This window comes from Nocardioides kongjuensis, from assembly GCF_013409625.1.
In the GTDB taxonomy this organism is placed as follows: domain Bacteria; phylum Actinomycetota; class Actinomycetes; order Propionibacteriales; family Nocardioidaceae; genus Nocardioides; species Nocardioides kongjuensis.
This window is the reverse complement of sequence record NZ_JACCBF010000001.1, coordinates 2,574,096-2,589,214: the sequence shown is the minus strand read 5'-3', so window position 1 is coordinate 2,589,214 and position 15,119 is coordinate 2,574,096. Positions and strand designations below refer to the sequence as shown.

Below are 15,119 nucleotides of genomic sequence, written 5' to 3'. Positions count from 1 at the left end.
CCGTGGCGATCGCGCGACCCCGAAGGTAGGAGCGGGTCGTCGCGGTCCGCAGGGGATTGGCGGCCCAGCCGGCCCGCCGGGCCCAGAGATACCCAGTTGTGGGGACCGGCCCGGCGGCCCGCCCGGCTGAGGACTGAGTGCCGGACAGCAGGAACGCCGTACCAGGGCTCGTCGTAGGCTGCGACGCGATCGGACTGGACTCGAGAAGAGCTGAGGTAAGCACATGGGTCGTTTCGACGGGCGAGTGGCCGTCATCACCGGAGCCGCACGAGGGATCGGGTTCGGCACCGCCAGCCGCTACGCCGAGGAGGGCGCATCGGTCGCGATCGTCGACCTCGACGAGGCCGCTGCCGCCGAGGCCGCGGCCAAGCTGCCCCTGACCGAGGGCGCCAAGGCCATCGGCGTGGGCGCGAACGTCTCCGACGCCGCGTCGGTCGACGCCGCGATCGAGCGGGTCGTCGCCGAGCTCGGCGGGATCCACATCCTGGTGAACAACGCGGGCATCACCCGCGACAACCTGCTGTTCAAGATGACCGAGGACGACTGGGACCTGGTCATGGGCGTGCACCTCAAGGGTGCGTTCTTGATGACCAAGGCTGCTCAGAAGCACTTCGTGGAGCAGAAGTACGGCAAGGTCGTGAACATCTCCTCGATCTCCGCGCTGGGCAACCGGGGCCAGGCCAACTACTCGGCGGCCAAGATGGGCATCCAGGGCTTCACCCGGACCCTGGGCATCGAGCTGGGCCCGTTCGGGATCAACGTCAACGCGGTGGCGCCCGGGTTCATCGCGACCGAGATGACCGATGCCACCGCGGCCCGGCTCAAGCTCGACGTCGACGAGTTCCGCCGCCTCAACGCCGAGGCCAACCCGGTCAAGCGGGTCGGCTTCCCCGAGGACATCGCCGCCGCGGTGACCTTCCTGTCCAGCGACGAGGCGTCGTACATCACCGGCCAGACGCTCTACGTCGACGGCGGCATCTCGCTCGGAACCTGATCCACCGCAGGACATCGGGTGGGTGGCAGTGACCAGCGGGTCACTCCCACCCACCCGACCCTCAGGAGAACCAGAGGTCGGAGGTCGCCAGCGCGGTGAGCTGGTCGAGACTCAGCAGCGGATCGCCGACGTCGTCCCGGTTGGTTGCGGAGACGTCGACCATCCATCCGTCCGGGGCGAAGACGCCCGACCAGTTCGCCGTGAATCCGCTCGTGTCCGAGCCGTCGCCGCCGTCGCCCGACCGCAGCCACAGCCACGAGCCGTCCGGGAGCGGCCTGCACTCGGGTGCCCCGCAGGTCTTCTCGGCGGAGTAGGTCGTTCGCCGGGCCGTGCACGCCGGCGAGGCCGCGCAGCGCTCGTTCCCGGGCAGCGAGCGGGCGACCTCTCTCCAGTGCTCGGGATCGGGGCTCATGTCGTAGAGCCTGACCTCGAGGTCGGCGCCGTCGAGCCGAAGGTTGATCTCCAGGCCGTGCTGGCTGACGTGGTCCGGGTCGTCGACGGGGGTCATCCGCAGGTCGGTGACCCGGCCGGCCGGCAGCTGGCGCAAGAACCGCTCCAGCACCACGTCGTCCGGCGCCAGGGACCGCTGGTTCTCCGGCGTGAGTCCCGCGGTCCACGCGGGGCTCGGCGCGGGTGGCGTCGGCCGGGTCGCCACCCGGTCGTGGGCGGTGGTCGCCCCGAGCGACGACTGCCAGGCCACCGCGCCGACGACGAGTGCCGCCACCGCACTGCCCGCGGCCAGCGCCGCGGCCCGGCGCCGGCGGACCTTGCGCCGCCCCCGCCGCGCCCCGCCCGCGACCAGGCCGGTGACATCGGGGTCGAGCCGCTCGACGGCCCGCTCCAGCACCACGGTCAGCTCGTGCTCGGTCATCGCGCTACCTCCTCCCGCATGCGCGCCAGCGCGCGCATGCTCCGGTTCCGCACCGCCCCCGGGCTCAGGCCGAGCACCTCGGCCACCTCCTCGACCGACAGGTCCTCGAGGTGCCGCAGCACCACGACCGCCCGGTCCACCGGCGCCAGCCCGGCGAGGGCCTCGGTGAGCGCGAGACGCAGGTCGGTGGCCTCGGCGTGGTCGGCGGTGGCCGCCGACCCGAGTCCCGGCAGGTCGGCGTAGGGCGTCTCGGTGCTGCTCCGGCGCCGGCGGCTGCTGATGAAGGTGCGGGTCAGCACCGTGTGCGCGTAGGCCGCCGGGTTGTCCAGGCGGGGCCCGAGCCGACGGTGCATCCGCACGTAGACCTTCGCCAGCGTCTCCTGGACCAGGTCCTCGGCCTGGGTCCGCTCGCCGCACAGCAGCCAGGCCGCGCGGTACAGCTGCGGGGCCTGGCTGCGCGCGAAGGCGTCGAAGGAGTCGGGCACGGGCTCGATCATGTCTCTCCCGGGGAGCGGTGTGCTTTCCCGGTACGACGCTGCCCGGGCCGGTCATGTCACATCCCGACACGCGGGGGGCGGCTGCGCCCTGTGGGACCGGCGTGGGTCAGACTTGCCGCGTGCGTCCTTCGATCATCCGCCGTGCCCTGCCCGCCTCGCTCGTCGTGCTGAGCCTCGCGCTCGCCGGCTGCGGGGGTGGTGACGACGGCGGGAAGAAGTCGAGCGGCGGGGGCGACGCCCCGACCACGGCCAGCGAGACGCCGGCGCCGCCGGCCACGTGGCCGCTGACCGGCGAGCTGACCCAGGGCGGGGCGGACCCGGCGCGCAAGCACCCGGCGTACATCGTCAAGATCGACAACTCCGTCGACAGCGACCCGCAGATCGGCATCGGCAAGGCCGACCTGGTGGTCGAGGAGCTGGTCGAGGGCGGGATCACCCGGCTCGCCGTGTTCTTCTACGAGAAGCTGCCCGAGAAGGCCGGCCCGGTCCGGTCGATGCGCCTCACCGACGTCGGCATCGCCAAGCCGCTCGGCGCCACCATCGTCACCTCGGGCGCGGCCCCGGTGACGCTCAACGGCATCCGCAAGGCCGGCATCAAGTTCCTCGACATGAACAACCCCAACGTGGTGCGCATCAACGACGGCACCCACGACTCGCTGCACAGCGTCATGGCCGACCTGAAGAAGATCGGCGCCTCGGCACGCGGCACCGCCACCCGCCCCGACGACTACCTGCCGTTCGGCGACAGCCCGCTCCCGGCCGGCGCGCCCGCGACCACGATCGACGCCAAGCTCTCCGCCGGGCGCACCTCGCACTGGAAGTACGACGGCTCGAAGTACGTCCTGCAGAACGGCTACATGGCCGACGGCGACGTCTTCAAGCCCGACACCGTGATCGCGGCGACCGTGCGCACCAGCCTGGCGCCCTACAAGGACCCCGCCGGCAACCCGGTCCCGGTCTCGCACTTCGAGGGCAAGGGCAAGGCGGTCATCTTCCACGGCGGCCAGGCCATCGACGTCACCTGGGAGAAGGCCGACGAGGGTGCCGAGCTGACCTTCAAGGACGCCGCGGGCAACGAGGTCGAGCTGCCCGCCGGCCGGACCTGGCTCGAGCTGGTGCCCGGCAAGGGCGCCGCGTCGACCGGTTCGGTCACCTACAACTGACCTGCGACCCACGCCGCCGGCCCGGTCACTCCGGGTCGGCGGCCTCGCCGTCCTCGTCGTCCTCGTCGAGCGTGCTCGGCATCGCGACGCCCTGCTCGACGAGGCTCTGCACGCCCGCGAGCAGGAACCCGATCGCGCCCTCGACCCGCCGGGCCGCGGCCTCCGGGTCGGCGGCCGTGGCGACGGACTCGCCGGCCGAGGACATCGCGCCGAAGAAGATCCGCGCGAACGTCTGCAGCATGTCCTCGTCGAGGTCCCAGGAGCCGGCATCGAGGGTGGCGCGGACGATCTCGACGATGTTGGCGAAGGTCGAGCGCTCCTCCTGCTCGCGGTAGCGCTCGTAGCCGAGCACGGCCGGACCGTCCTGGATCACGATCCGGCGGTACGGCGGCTCCTGGACCACGTCGAGGAACGCGCGCAGGCCCTCGGTCGCCTTGCGCCAGGGGTCCTTCTGGCCGCGCAGCGACTTCTGGATCCGCTTGGCGGCCTCCTGCTCGACCCGCTCGAAGACGGACTCGAAGAGCGCCTGCTTGCCCGAGAAGTGGTGGTAGAGCGCGCCCTTGGTCACCCGCGCGCCGGACACGATGGCGTCGAGGGAGGTCGCGGCGTACCCCTTCTCGGCGAAGAGCTGCTCGGCGACGTCGACCAGGGCCCGCTTGGTGGAGGCGGAGTACGCCGCCCGGCGGGACGCCCCGGGCACCCCGGGCACGGGGACCTTGGGGACGAGTTTGGACACCGATGCCTTCGCCACCGCCTCAGCATAGGCGCGCCGTGACACCCGTCACTGCGGCGGGTGGGCGGGATCACGGTGTCGTTCCCTTGGGCATACCCGCGGTCGGCTCCATACTCGTAGTACGTACCAGCGGTATGTCGGATACCCCGAGTTCCGGACGACCGCCGATCGAAACAGGAGTGCTGACCATGACCTGGACGGCCTTTCACAACCGGGGCGAGACCCTCCGCTCCGTCATCGCGACCTCCGCTGTCCGCCGCGACGGCCTGCTGCCCATGGACGTCGACGGCGTGTCCGTCGCGTTCCGCGACGAGCTCGACCTCCTCGCCGCCCTCACCCTGAAGTGGCACACCCGCCTGTCCGGCCAGATCGAGCGGATGCTCGCCCACCAGCCGATGGACCTCGCCGAGGCCGTCGAGATCGCGTGGAGCAACACCGCCCACGAGCTGGCCGGGGTGCGGATGATCATCGACCACTACCGCGCCCACCCCCTCGACGACGCCATGGCCTCGGCGATGGAGGCGGCCTCCTTCAAGGAGCACCACCTGCTGGCCGTGATGGCCGGTCGCACCAGCATCGGCGACGAGGCTGCCGACCGGATCGGCGCCGAGATCGAGGAGCGGGCCCGCCTGCTCCACCGCGGCATGCCGGTCGTCACGCCCGATGCGGTCTACGCCGAGCCCGAGGTCCGCGGCACCCTCCTCGAGCGCCTGCGCGCCGTGGTCGCCGCCTGACCTCTCCCGAACCAACCGGCACCAGCCCCCTCCCGGGTGCGGCCCCGGCCCGACGCGTCTCCCTCCCAATCCGCGTCGGGTCCGGGGCCGCTTTGCGTTCCGCACGCGGCCGACGAAGAGGGATGATGGACCCATGTCCAGCGAGCTGAGCGCCGGACGCCTGTTGCTGGCGTCGCCCGACCTGCTCGACCCCAACTTCGTCGACACCGTCGTGCTCCTGCTCGACGTCAACGACGAGGGGGCCCTCGGCGTCGTCCTCAACCGCCCCACCGCACTGCCGGTCTCCGAGGTGCTGGGGGAGTGGGGCGAGGTCGTCGAGGAGCCCGAGGTCCTCTTCCAGGGCGGCCCGGTCGCGACCGACGGTGCCCTCGCCGTCGCCCTGGCGGCACCCGGCGGCGAGAACGCCGCCGGCTTCCGGGTGCTGTGGGACCGGCTCGGGCTGCTCGACCTCGACACCCCGCGCGAGCTCGTCGACGGCACCGTCGACCGGTTGCGGATCTTCGCCGGGTACGCCGGCTGGGGCGCCGGCCAGCTCGAGGCCGAGATCGCCGAGGGCAGCTGGTACGTCGTCCCCAGCCGGGTCGACGACGTCTTCCTCGGTGACACCCACGACCTGCGCCGTCAGGTGCTGCGTCGCCAGCCCGGCGACCTCGCGTTCCACGCCACCCGGCCGGCGGACCCGGAGCTCAACTGACCGGTTCCTCGTCTTGAGACATCACTGTCTCATGTGAGACAGTGATGTCTCATCAAGGAGGAATCATGACCACCCGGGACACGGTGCTGGCCGCCGCCCAGCGCCTGCTCACCACGGACCCGACCGCGTCGATGGCGCAGATCGCCACCGCGGCCGGCGTGGGCCGCGCGACCGTTCACCGCCACTTCGCCAGCCGTGAGGACCTGCTCCACGAGATCGGCCGGCGCTCCCTCGACCGCTGGGCGGCGACGCTCGTCGAGGCCGAGGTCACCGACGTCATCGCCTCGGCCGACCCCGAGCGCATCCGGGCCTGCATCGAGGAGATCCTCGGTCGGTTCGTCATCGACGCCCACGAGCTCGGCATCGCGCTGACCGACCCGACCGTGCTCAACGCCGCCGACCTGCACGAGCGCGCGACGGCGCTGTTCGCCGACGAGGTCGCGCTCTACGCCGCCGCACAGGCGGCCGGCGTGCTGCGCTCCGACGTACCCGCTCGCTGGCTGGGGCACAGCGTCTACGGCCTGCTCGTCGCCGCGCGCGACGCTCTCGTCGCAGGCGACATCGCCCGCAACGACGCCCAGGCGCTGGTCCGCTCCACGTTCCTCGAGGGAGGTGCTGCACGATGACCACGACCCTGGGTCAGCGGTCCGCCGAGGTGCGGGGCCGCCGTCGTTGGGGCGGCCTGGCCGTGCTCGCGGCCAGCCTGCTCGTCGTCGTGATGGACATGACCGTCCTCAACGTCGCGCTTCCCGACCTCACCGAGGACCTGCACGCCGGGGCGCTGGCCCAGCTGTGGATCGTCGACGTCTACTCGCTCGTCCTCGCCGGGCTGCTCGTGCCGGTCGCCGCGCTCGCCGACCGCTGGGGCCGGCGCCGGATGCTGCTCACCGGCTTCACGATCTTCGCCGTCGCCTCGCTCGCCGCGCTCGTCGCGCGCAGCCCCGGCGACGTGATCGCCGTGCGCGCCCTGCTCGGGCTCGGCGGCGCCATGATCATGCCGGCCACGCTCTCCCTGATCCGCGCGCTGTTCCCCGACGCCCGGGAGCGGGCCTTCGCCCTCGGGCTGTGGGCCGCGACCGCCGCGGTCGGCGGCGCGGTCGGGCCGATCGTCGGCGGCGCGCTGCTCAGCGCGTTCAGCTGGCACGCCGCCTTCCTCGTCAACGTGCCGCTCATGGTCGTCGCGCTCGTCGCGGGCCTGCTGCTGCTGCCCGAGAGCCGCTCGGAGCGGCCGGGCCGGGTGGACGCGATCGGCACCGTGCTCTCGGTCGCCGGCATGGTCACCGCCGTCTACGGCGTCAAGCACCTCGGCAAGGGCGACCTCGACGTCGTCACGCTGCTCGTGCTCGTCGCGGGCGTCGCGATGCTGGCGCTGTTCGTGCGGCGCTGCCTGCGCCAGGACGAGCCGATGCTCGCCGTACGCCTGTTCGCGAACCCGGTCTTCCGCTCGGGTGTGGCGACCGCGCTGGTGAGCAGCACGGCGATGATGGCGCTGCTGTTCGTGGGCTCGCAGTGGTTGCAGCTGGTCCAGGGCTGGAGCCCGCTGGTGGCCGGCGTCGCGCTGCTGCCCATGGCCCTCGGCGGCCTGGTCGGGCCGCCGCTGGCCCCGAGCGTCGCCGCCCGGTTCGGCGCGCGCACCGTGGTCGTCGCCGGTCTCGTGGTCCTCGCTGCCGGCCTGCTCGTGCTGTGGCTGCTGCCCCGGCCGATGCCGTACGCCGGCATCGCGGTCTCCCTGCTCCTCGTCGGCTTCGGCACGGCGGCGCTGGGCCTGGCCTCCGCGCTGATCATGGGCGCCGCGCCCGCGCACCAGGCGGGCTCGGCGGCCGCGGTCGAGGAGATGTCCTACGAGGTCGGTGGCGTGCTGGGCATCGCCGTGCTGGGCAGCCTCGCCGGCGTCGTCTACCGTCACGGCCTCCCGTCCGGCGCTCCCGACGCCGCCGTGGAGTCGGTCACCGGCGCGCTCGGGACCGCCGTGGAGCCGGCCGCGCTGGCGTCGTACACCGACGCGTTCGGGATCGTCGGCCTCGCCGGCGCCGTGATCACGCTGCTGGTCGCGGTCGTCGTGTGGCGCGGGCTCCCGGAGGACGTCGATGTCTCCGGAGGGCACTAGACTGCGGGACGTGACCACGATCGGATTCTCGACAGACACGGACGTCCGCGAGGACCGCCGTACCGTCCCGACCGACGAGGGCGACCACGAGCGCTTCTCCCACTACGTGGAGAAGGACAAGCTGACCGAGGCGATGGTCATGGGCACGCCGGTCGTGGCCCTGTGCGGGAAGGTCTGGGTGCCCAGCCGGGCGCCGGAGAAGTTCCCGGTCTGCCCCGACTGCAAGGAGATCTGGGAGGGCCTGTCGGACGACAAGGGCCCGGAGGGGTCCGGTCCCGACGCATGACCTCGCTCGGTCCGGCGTGGCCGGAGCGGGCAGCCTGGGGCACGGCGCCGTCGCTGCGTGCCTGGCAGTCCGCTGCGCTCACCGACTACCTCGCCCGCAACCCGCGTGACTTCCTCGCCGTCGCGACGCCCGGTGCCGGCAAGACCACCTTCGCGCTCACCGTCGCCGCGGAGCTGCTCGGCCGGCGCGTCGTCGACCGGCTGGTGATCGTCGCGCCCACCGAGCACCTCAAGCTCCAGTGGGCCGAGGCCGCCGCCCGCGCCGGCATCCCGATCGACCCGACGTACTCGGCGGGCTCGGGCAAGATCGCCAGCGACTACGTCGGCGTCGCGGTCACCTACGCCGGTGTCGGCGTCAACCCGCTCGCCATGCGGATCCGCACCGAGCGGTTCAAGACCCTGGTCATCCTCGACGAGATCCACCACGCCGGTGACTCGCTGAGCTGGGGCGAGGGCGTGCGCGAGGCGTTCGAGCCGGCCGCCCGCCGTCTGGCGCTGACCGGCACGCCGTTCCGTTCCGACATCAACCCGATCCCGTTCGTCACCTACGCGCCCGGCGAGGGCGGCGTACCGACCTCGGTGGCCGACTACACCTACGGCTACGCCGACGCGCTCGCCGACCACGTCGTGCGTCCCGTGCTGTTCCTGGCCTACTCCGGCCAGATGAGCTGGCGCACCCGGGCGGGCGACGAGGTCGCCGCGTCGCTGGGGGAGCCGCTCACCAAGGACATGACGTCCCAGGCGCTGCGCACCGCCCTCGACCCCAACGGGTCCTGGATGCCGTCGGTGCTCGAGGCCGCCGACAAGCGCCTGTCGGAGGTGCGCCGTCACATCCCCGATGCCGGCGGCCTGGTCATCGCCTCCGACCAGGACAGCGCCCGCGCCTACGCCAAGCTGCTCAAGCAGATCAGCGGCGAGTCGGTGACCGTCGTCCTGTCCGACGAGAAGGCGTCGTCGAAGAAGATCTCGACGTTCAGCGAGGGCGACTCGCGCTGGATGGTCGCGGTCCGGATGGTGTCCGAGGGCGTCGACGTCCCGCGGCTCGCGGTCGGCGTGTGGGCGACGACCACCTCCACCCCGCTGTTCTTCGCCCAGGCCGTCGGCCGCTTCGTGCGCGCCCGCAAGCGCGGCGAGATCGCCTCGGTCTTCCTGCCGTCGGTGCCCAACCTGCTCGGCTTCGCCGCCGAGCTCGAGGCCCAGCGCGACCACGTGCTCAAGCGCAAGGTCAGCGAGGACGGCGACATCTTCGCCGCCGAGGAAGACCTGATGAACCAGGCCAACGCGAGCGAGTCGGCGTCGGAGGAGCTGGAGCTCGGGCCCTTCGAGGCCCTCGGCTCCGAGGCCCGCTTCGACCACGCGCTGTACGACGGCGCGCAGTTCGGCCACGAGGGCGAGGTCCACGTCGGCTCCGAGGAGGAGATGGACTTCCTCGGCATCCCCGGCCTGCTCGAGCCCGACCAGGTCAGCGCGCTGCTCCAGCAGCGCCAGGCCGACCGGCGACGCTCGCGCCGTCCGGAGTCCTCGGGCCAGTCCGAGCACGAGCGGGCCGCCGACACCCTGACCGAGGTCACCACCCACGAGCACCTCGGCCTGCTGCGCCGTGAGCTCAACTCGCTCGTCGCGTCCTGGCACCACCGCACCGGACAGGCGCACGGCATCACCCACGCCGCCCTGCGCAAGGAGTGCGGCGGCCCCGCTGCTGCGGTCGCCAACGCCGACCAGCTGCAGAAGCGGATCGACCGGATCCGGGAGTGGGCGGTCCGCAAGACGTCCTGAGCGGCGGCTGCAGGAATCACCTCTGAAGAGGCGATTCCCGCGCTTCTTGACCGTTGCAACGGCCGGGAAGCGCAGGTTTCGCCTCTTCAGAGGTGATTCCGACTGCGTGAGCCACCCCACAGGAAAGGCTCACCTAACTTAGGTTAGGCTGCCTTGTGTGACGACGGTTCTCGAAGGACGCGACCTGGTGCTGGGCTACCAGCGCAGCACGGTGGTGCACGGCGTGTCCGTGCGCCTCACCCCCGGCGAGGTCACCGCGCTGATCGGCCCCAACGGCAGCGGCAAGTCGACGGTGCTGCGCTCGCTGGCACGCCTGCACCCGTTGGTCGAGGGGCGGATCAGCCTCGACGACGCCGACGCGGCGCCGCTGAGCGCGAAGGAGTTCGCGCGCCGGGTCACCCTGCTCTCGCAGTCGCGCCCCCACCCGTCCGGGCTCGAGGTCCGCGACGTCGTCGCGTTCGGCCGCCACCCCCACCGCGGCCGCTTCGCCGGCGTGACCGACGCCGACCGGGCGGCCATCGACCACGCCATGGCCGTGACCGGCATCGAGGAGATGGCCGACCGGCCCGTCGACCAGCTCTCCGGCGGCGAGCTGCAGCGTGTCTGGCTGGCCACCTGCCTGGCCCAGGACACCGCCGTCGTGCTGCTCGACGAGCCCACCAACCACCTCGACCTGCGCTACCAGGTTGAGACGCTCGACCTGGTCCGCGACCTCGCGGACCGGCACGGGACGGCGCTCGGCGTCGTCCTGCACGACCTGAACCATGCCGCCACCGTGGCCGACCAGGTCGTCCTGCTGCACCAGGGTGCGGTCCGCGCGGTCGGCACACCGGCCGACGTGCTCACGGCTGAGCACCTCACCGCCGTGTACGGACTGCCCATCCACTGCGACCTCGACCCGCACACGGGCGCGGTACGGGTGGAGGCCCAGGGCAGGCACCACCACCGAACCACCCACCAGCCCCACCAGCCCCACCAGTGAGGAACCCGATGAAGACCCGACCGATCGCTGCCCTGGCTCCCGTCGCGGTGCTGCCGCTCGGCCTGCTCCTGGCCGCATGCGGCACGACCGAGGCCGACGCCGACGACAAGCCGGCCCCGAAGGCAGCCGACTCCGCCGAGTGCTCCGCTGACGAGACGACGACCTCGACGGGACGGGTGAAGCTGACCGACAGCTACGGCCGCACGGTCGAGCTCGACAAGCCTGCCGAGCGGGTGGCCGTGCTCGAGTGGCAGCAGGTCGAGGACGTGCTCTCGCTGTGCGTGGCGCCGGTCGCCGTCGCCGACGCCGAGGGCTACACCACCTGGGACACCGCCGAGAAGCTCCCCGAGGGCGTGACCGACGTCGGCACCCGCGGCGAGCCGAACCTGGAGACGCTGTTCGGCACCGATCCCGACCTGGTCATCGTCGAGGCCTACACGCCCGACGACGAGATCCTCAAGCAGCTGGCGAAGTACGACGTCCCGGTGCTCGCGACCAAGGGCGCCGACGCCGCCGACCCCGTCGCCAACATGATCGACACCTTCGAGCTGATCGCGAAGGCGACCGGCCGCGAGGAGCGGGCGAAGGCCGTCGTCGACGGCTTCGAGGCGCACCTGGCCGAGGCCAGGGAGAAGGTCGCCGCTGCCGATGCCGGGAAGGGCGCCGGGAAGTTCGTCTACTTCGACGGCTGGGTCCAGGGCGGCAACGTCTCGATCCGCCCGTTCGGCCAGGGCTCGCTGATGGGCGAGCTCGGCGAGCAGCTGGGGCTGGAGAACGCGTGGACCGGCGAGGTCGACCCGGCGTACGGCCTGGGGCAGACCGACATCGAGGGCATGAGCGAGCTCGGCGACGCCACCTTCTTCCACACCGGCACCGTCGACCCCGAGGGCGACGTCAACGCCGCGCTCGCCGAGAACGCCGTGTGGCAGAAGATCCCCGCCGTCGCCGAGGGCCGCACCCACGCGTTCCCGGCCGGGATCTGGACCTTCGGTGGCCCCCGCTCGGCCGAGCAGGTCATCGACGCGTACGTCGACCTGCTGACCCAGTAGTGCGATGAGCGTCGAGCAGCAGCAGCGCACCGCCGCGCCTGCCGGGACGACCGGGCAGGCCGGGGCGACGCCACGCCTGGGACGCTCCGGTGTCAGCAGCGCCACCGGTGCGTTGCTGCTGCTCCTCGTCGCCCTGCTCGGGGTCTCCGCCTGGCACCTGACGCAGGGCACCTCCGCCGTCGGCGCGGGCGACCTGGTCCGCTGGCTGCTCGGCGACCGGTCCGACGCGGGCGCGGGAGCCGACGCCGGCGACGTCCTGATCGGCTCGCGGATGCCGCGGCTCGCCGCCGGGATCGCGGTCGGCTTCGCGCTCGGCGTGGCCGGCGCGCTGTTCCAGTCGCTGGCGCGCAACGCGCTCGCCTCGCCCGACACCCTCGCTGTCACCGGCGGCGCCTACCTGGCGGTCACCGTGGTCGCGGCGTTCGGGATCACGGTCCCGATCTGGGCCTCGGGCCTGACCGCCTTCGCCGGCGGCTCGCTCGCCGCCTTCCTCGTCCTCGGACTCGCCGGCGGAGCGGGTACGGCGACGACCCGCCTCGTGCTCGCCGGGTCGGCCGTCGCGCTCGCCCTGCAGGCCGCCACCTCGACGCTCCTCATCTTGTTCGAGGAGGAGACGACCAGCCTGTTCGCCTGGGGGAGCGGCTCGCTCAGCCAGCTCGGGATGCGGGCCTTCCAGCAGGCCGCACCGGTCGTCGTCGTGTGCACCCTCGCTGCGCTGCTCCTCGCGCGCCGGCTCGACCTGCTCGGCCTCGGTGACGACAGCGCGGCAGTGCTCGGCGTCCCCGTCCGGTCGACGCGTGCGGCCGGCACCGTGCTCGCCGTGCTGCTGACCGCGGCGTCGGTGACGCTGGCCGGACCGATCGGCTTCGTCGGCCTGTTCGCGCCGGTGATCGTGCGGCTGACCGGCCGGGTCGTGCCCGCGCTGAACCGGCACGCCGTGCTGATCCCGGCCGCCGGCCTGACCGGCGCGGTGGTCGTCGTCCTCGCCGACGCCCTCGTCCGGGCCGTGCTCGGCGCGGACGAGGCGATCTCGATCCCGACCGGGATCACCACCACCCTCGTCGGGGCGGTCGTGATGATCGTGCTCGCCCGGCGTGGTCGCGACTCGGGGCCGACCCGGCAGCCCGCCGCCGCGCGGGTCCGGGTCGGGACCCGGCTGCGGTTCGTGGTGGTGCTCGTCGTGGTGGCCCTGGCTGCGCTCGGCATCGTCCTGCTGGGCCTGCTCGCCGGCGACACGTGGCTCAAGCTCGGCGACATCGCCCTGTGGTTCGACGGCGAGGCGGTGCCGCTGGTCCAGTTCGCGCTCGACGAGCGGGCGCCACGGGTCGCGGCCGCCGTGTTCGGCGGCGCCGCGCTCGCCCTGTCCGGCGCACTGGTCCAGGCGACCTGCCGCAACCCGCTCGCGGAGCCCGGGATCCTCGGCATCACCGGCGGTGCCGGCGTCGGTGCGGTCGTCGTGGTCACCGCTGCCGGCGTCTCGCAGGCCGCCGGCAACGGCGCGATCCTCGTCGGTGCCGTCGTCGGCGCGCTGGTCTCCTTCGCCCTCGTCTACGGCCTGTCCTGGCGGCACGGGCTCAACGCCGACCGGCTGCTGCTGATCGGCATCGGCACCTGGTACGGCGCCGCGGCGCTCACCACCTTCCTGCTGGTGCGCTCGAACCCCTGGGACACGCCGCGGATCTACACCTGGATGTCCGGTACGACGTACGGCCGCACCTTCGAGCAGGTCCTGCCTGTCGCGGTCGTGCTCGCCGTCGCGCTCCCGCTCGCGTGGCTGGTGCGCCGCGAGCTCGACCTGCTCGCGCTGGACGAGGACACCCCGCGTCTCGTGGGTGTGCGCCTGGAGACGGTCCGGCTCGTCGTGCTGGTCACGGCCGCGCTGCTCGCCGCGACCAGCGTGGCCGCGGTCGGCGTGGTCGGCTTCGTCGGCCTCGTCGCCCCGCACCTGGCTCGGGCCCTCGTCGGCGGTCGGCACGCCCGCTCGGTGCCGGTCGCGGTGCTCGTCGGGGCCGTGCTGCTCGGCCTCGCCGACCTCGTCGGCCGGACCGTGATCGCGCCGGCGCAGGTGCCGGCCGGGCTGGTGGTGGCGCTGATCGGGGCGCCGTACTTCGTCTACCTGCTGGCCAGGTCGCGGGCCTGACCCGAGCCCTCGAACAGCCGCACCCCCGGGCCGGGGCGGGTGGCGACCCCGCGGGGGTCGTCGACCTCGTGGCCGGCGGCGCAGCGGACCTCCACGTGGACCGGCTCCTCGCACCCGCGGTGCACGAACACCGTCGGCGGGCCGCCGGGGTCCGCGAGGTGCCGGTCGCCCCAGTGGCTGATGGCCAGCAGGATCGGCTGGAGCTCGAGGCCCTTCGCGGTGAGCCGGTACTCGTGGCGGGTGCGGGCGCCGTCCTCGCGGTAGGGCTCCTTGCGCAGGATGCCCTCGTCGACCAGGGTCGCGAGCCGGTTGGTCAGCACCTGCCGGGGGATCCCGGCGTGCCGGCGGATGTCGTCGAAGCGGCGTACGCCCAAGAAGACCTCGCGCAGCACGACCACCGTCCACCGCTCGCCGAGGATCGCCATCGCCCGGCCGAGCGTGCAGTTGTCGACCGACCACTCCAGTGCCGGCGGGGTGTCCATCCCGCCAGCATAGGCGACCCAGGTCTCATTGACAGACTCAGCTTCGGATTGGTCTGATGGCTCCATGACTGAGTCCCTGATCCAGACCCAGGTGGACCCGAGCGCGCTCGACGGCTTCGAGCAGCTGCACGCGATCCTCGACGGCCGGCTGCCCGCCGCGCCGATCGCGGACACCCTCGGGTTCGTGGGCTTCGAGGTGCCCGAGCGGGGGACCGCGATCTTCGAGCTCGACCCGGAGCTGCGTCACTACAACCCGATCGGCAGCGTCCACGGCGGCGTCTTCGCCACGCTGCTCGACTCCGCCTGCGGCTGCGCGGTGCACTCCACCCTGGCTGTCGGCGAGGGCTACACCTCGCTCGACCTGACCGTGAAGTTCCTCAAGCCGGTCACCGTCGACTCCGGACGGCTGCGCGCCGTCGGCACCGTGCTGCAGCGCGGCCGGCGTACCGCCCTCGCCGAGGCGAAGCTGTACGACGGCCGCGGCAAGCTGGTCGCCTACGCGAGTTCGAGCTGCATGATCTTCAGCTGACCCGTCGCCAACTGGCTCCTCGATCCCGCCGACCCGGCACAAAGTGGTCGTGAAAAGGCGCTGACCCGGCAGAAGGTGGCCGT

16 protein-coding genes are annotated in these 15,119 nt (G+C 72.7%); 12 read left to right on the top strand and 4 right to left on the bottom strand.

The genetic code is table 11. From position 1 onward, the window contains the following. The first annotated feature begins 223 nt into the window (after positions 1 to 223). A complete protein-coding gene (locus tag BJ958_RS12490; protein WP_179727122.1) occupies positions 224 to 994 on the top strand; it encodes an SDR family NAD(P)-dependent oxidoreductase in 771 nt (256 codons plus the stop codon). A gap of 61 nt (positions 995 to 1,055) precedes the next feature. Here the strand turns inward: BJ958_RS12490 and BJ958_RS12485 are convergent, their stop codons facing one another. Beyond that, on the bottom strand, positions 1,056 to 1,865 hold the full coding sequence (locus BJ958_RS12485) for a hypothetical protein (protein WP_179727121.1): 810 nt from the start codon (positions 1,863 to 1,865) through the stop codon (positions 1,056 to 1,058). Further along, positions 1,862 to 2,362 (bottom strand): SigE family RNA polymerase sigma factor, encoded by a 501-nt coding sequence (locus BJ958_RS12480; protein WP_179727120.1) that lies wholly within the window; start codon positions 2,360 to 2,362, stop codon positions 1,862 to 1,864. Before BJ958_RS12480 ends, BJ958_RS12485 begins: the two co-directional genes overlap by 4 nt. Before the next feature lie 119 nt (positions 2,363 to 2,481). Here BJ958_RS12480 and BJ958_RS12475 point away from each other — a divergent pair, with 119 nt between their 5' ends. Then, positions 2,482 to 3,525, top strand: a complete 1,044-nt coding sequence (locus tag BJ958_RS12475) for a DUF3048 domain-containing protein (protein WP_179727119.1) — start codon at positions 2,482 to 2,484, stop codon at positions 3,523 to 3,525. 25 nt (positions 3,526 to 3,550) lie between these two features. On the opposite strand, the gene BJ958_RS12470 is transcribed toward BJ958_RS12475, so the two are convergent. Further along, a complete protein-coding gene (locus BJ958_RS12470) occupies positions 3,551 to 4,276 on the bottom strand; it encodes a TetR family transcriptional regulator (RefSeq protein WP_179727118.1) in 726 nt (241 codons plus the stop codon). 170 nt (positions 4,277 to 4,446) lie between these two features. On the opposite strand from BJ958_RS12470, the gene BJ958_RS12465 reads away from it, so the two are divergent. The 9 genes from BJ958_RS12465 (at position 4,447) to BJ958_RS12425 (ending at position 14,025) form a co-directional block, all read left to right on the top strand. Then, positions 4,447 to 4,992: a hypothetical protein gene (locus BJ958_RS12465; protein WP_179727117.1), complete on the top strand. Its 546-nt coding sequence runs from the start codon at positions 4,447 to 4,449 to the stop codon at positions 4,990 to 4,992. Between the two features lie 133 nt (positions 4,993 to 5,125). Beyond that, positions 5,126 to 5,686, top strand: a complete 561-nt coding sequence (locus BJ958_RS12460; protein ID WP_179727116.1) for a YqgE/AlgH family protein — start codon at positions 5,126 to 5,128, stop codon at positions 5,684 to 5,686. Positions 5,687 to 5,751: 65 nt separating this feature from the next. After that, positions 5,752 to 6,312: a TetR/AcrR family transcriptional regulator gene (locus BJ958_RS12455; RefSeq protein ID WP_179727115.1), complete on the top strand. Its 561-nt coding sequence runs from the start codon at positions 5,752 to 5,754 to the stop codon at positions 6,310 to 6,312. Continuing rightward, a complete protein-coding gene (locus BJ958_RS12450) occupies positions 6,309 to 7,793 on the top strand; it encodes an MFS transporter (RefSeq protein WP_179727114.1) in 1,485 nt (494 codons plus the stop codon). The genes BJ958_RS12455 and BJ958_RS12450 overlap by 4 nt, the downstream gene beginning before the upstream one ends. A gap of 19 nt (positions 7,794 to 7,812) precedes the next feature. After that, positions 7,813 to 8,079 (top strand): DUF3039 domain-containing protein, encoded by a 267-nt coding sequence (locus BJ958_RS12445; protein ID WP_273521060.1) that lies wholly within the window; start codon positions 7,813 to 7,815, stop codon positions 8,077 to 8,079. Beyond that, positions 8,076 to 9,854 carry a DEAD/DEAH box helicase gene (locus BJ958_RS12440; protein WP_179727112.1) on the top strand — a complete coding sequence of 593 codons (1,779 nt, stop codon included), beginning with the start codon at positions 8,076 to 8,078 and terminating at the stop codon, positions 9,852 to 9,854. Before BJ958_RS12445 ends, BJ958_RS12440 begins: the two co-directional genes overlap by 4 nt. Positions 9,855 to 10,011: 157 nt before the next feature. Beyond that, the gene (locus tag BJ958_RS12435) at positions 10,012 to 10,836 is read left to right on the top strand and encodes an ATP-binding cassette domain-containing protein (protein WP_179727111.1); all 825 of its coding nucleotides are present in this window, start codon (positions 10,012 to 10,014) and stop codon (positions 10,834 to 10,836) included. An 8-nt stretch (positions 10,837 to 10,844) separates the two neighbouring features. After that, a complete protein-coding gene (locus BJ958_RS12430; RefSeq protein ID WP_179727110.1) occupies positions 10,845 to 11,885 on the top strand; it encodes an ABC transporter substrate-binding protein in 1,041 nt (346 codons plus the stop codon). A 4-nt stretch (positions 11,886 to 11,889) separates the two neighbouring features. Next, the gene (locus BJ958_RS12425) at positions 11,890 to 14,025 is read left to right on the top strand and encodes an iron ABC transporter permease (RefSeq protein WP_179727109.1); all 2,136 of its coding nucleotides are present in this window, start codon (positions 11,890 to 11,892) and stop codon (positions 14,023 to 14,025) included. On the opposite strand, the gene BJ958_RS12420 is transcribed toward BJ958_RS12425, so the two are convergent. Continuing rightward, on the bottom strand, positions 13,998 to 14,507 hold the full coding sequence (locus BJ958_RS12420) for a winged helix-turn-helix transcriptional regulator (RefSeq protein WP_179727108.1): 510 nt from the start codon (positions 14,505 to 14,507) through the stop codon (positions 13,998 to 14,000). The genes BJ958_RS12425 and BJ958_RS12420 overlap by 28 nt on opposite strands. Positions 14,508 to 14,571: 64 nt before the next feature. Between BJ958_RS12420 and BJ958_RS12415 the strand changes: the two genes are divergently transcribed. Further along, positions 14,572 to 15,036, top strand: coding sequence for a PaaI family thioesterase (locus BJ958_RS12415; RefSeq protein WP_179727107.1), 465 nt, complete (start codon positions 14,572 to 14,574; stop codon positions 15,034 to 15,036). Positions 15,037 to 15,119: the final 83 nt, after the last annotated feature.

What these genes read in the sequence shown, in the direction of transcription:
- BJ958_RS12490 (WP_179727122.1), top strand. Translation starts at nt 224, where the DNA reads ATGGGTCGTTTCGACGGGCGAGTGGCCGTCATCACCGGAGCCGCACGA.
- BJ958_RS12485 (WP_179727121.1), bottom strand. Translation starts at nt 1,865, where the DNA reads ATGACCGAGCACGAGCTGACCGTGGTGCTGGAGCGGGCCGTCGAGCGG.
- BJ958_RS12480 (WP_179727120.1), bottom strand. Translation starts at nt 2,362, where the DNA reads ATGATCGAGCCCGTGCCCGACTCCTTCGACGCCTTCGCGCGCAGCCAG.
- BJ958_RS12465 (WP_179727117.1), top strand. Translation starts at nt 4,447, where the DNA reads ATGACCTGGACGGCCTTTCACAACCGGGGCGAGACCCTCCGCTCCGTC.
- BJ958_RS12460 (WP_179727116.1), top strand. Translation starts at nt 5,126, where the DNA reads ATGTCCAGCGAGCTGAGCGCCGGACGCCTGTTGCTGGCGTCGCCCGAC.
- BJ958_RS12455 (WP_179727115.1), top strand. Translation starts at nt 5,752, where the DNA reads ATGACCACCCGGGACACGGTGCTGGCCGCCGCCCAGCGCCTGCTCACC.
- BJ958_RS12450 (WP_179727114.1), top strand. Translation starts at nt 6,309, where the DNA reads ATGACCACGACCCTGGGTCAGCGGTCCGCCGAGGTGCGGGGCCGCCGT.
- BJ958_RS12440 (WP_179727112.1), top strand. Translation starts at nt 8,076, where the DNA reads ATGACCTCGCTCGGTCCGGCGTGGCCGGAGCGGGCAGCCTGGGGCACG.
- BJ958_RS12430 (WP_179727110.1), top strand. Translation starts at nt 10,845, where the DNA reads ATGAAGACCCGACCGATCGCTGCCCTGGCTCCCGTCGCGGTGCTGCCG.
- BJ958_RS12425 (WP_179727109.1), top strand. Translation starts at nt 11,890, where the DNA reads ATGAGCGTCGAGCAGCAGCAGCGCACCGCCGCGCCTGCCGGGACGACC.
- BJ958_RS12420 (WP_179727108.1), bottom strand. Translation starts at nt 14,507, where the DNA reads ATGGACACCCCGCCGGCACTGGAGTGGTCGGTCGACAACTGCACGCTC.
- BJ958_RS12415 (WP_179727107.1), top strand. Translation starts at nt 14,572, where the DNA reads ATGACTGAGTCCCTGATCCAGACCCAGGTGGACCCGAGCGCGCTCGAC.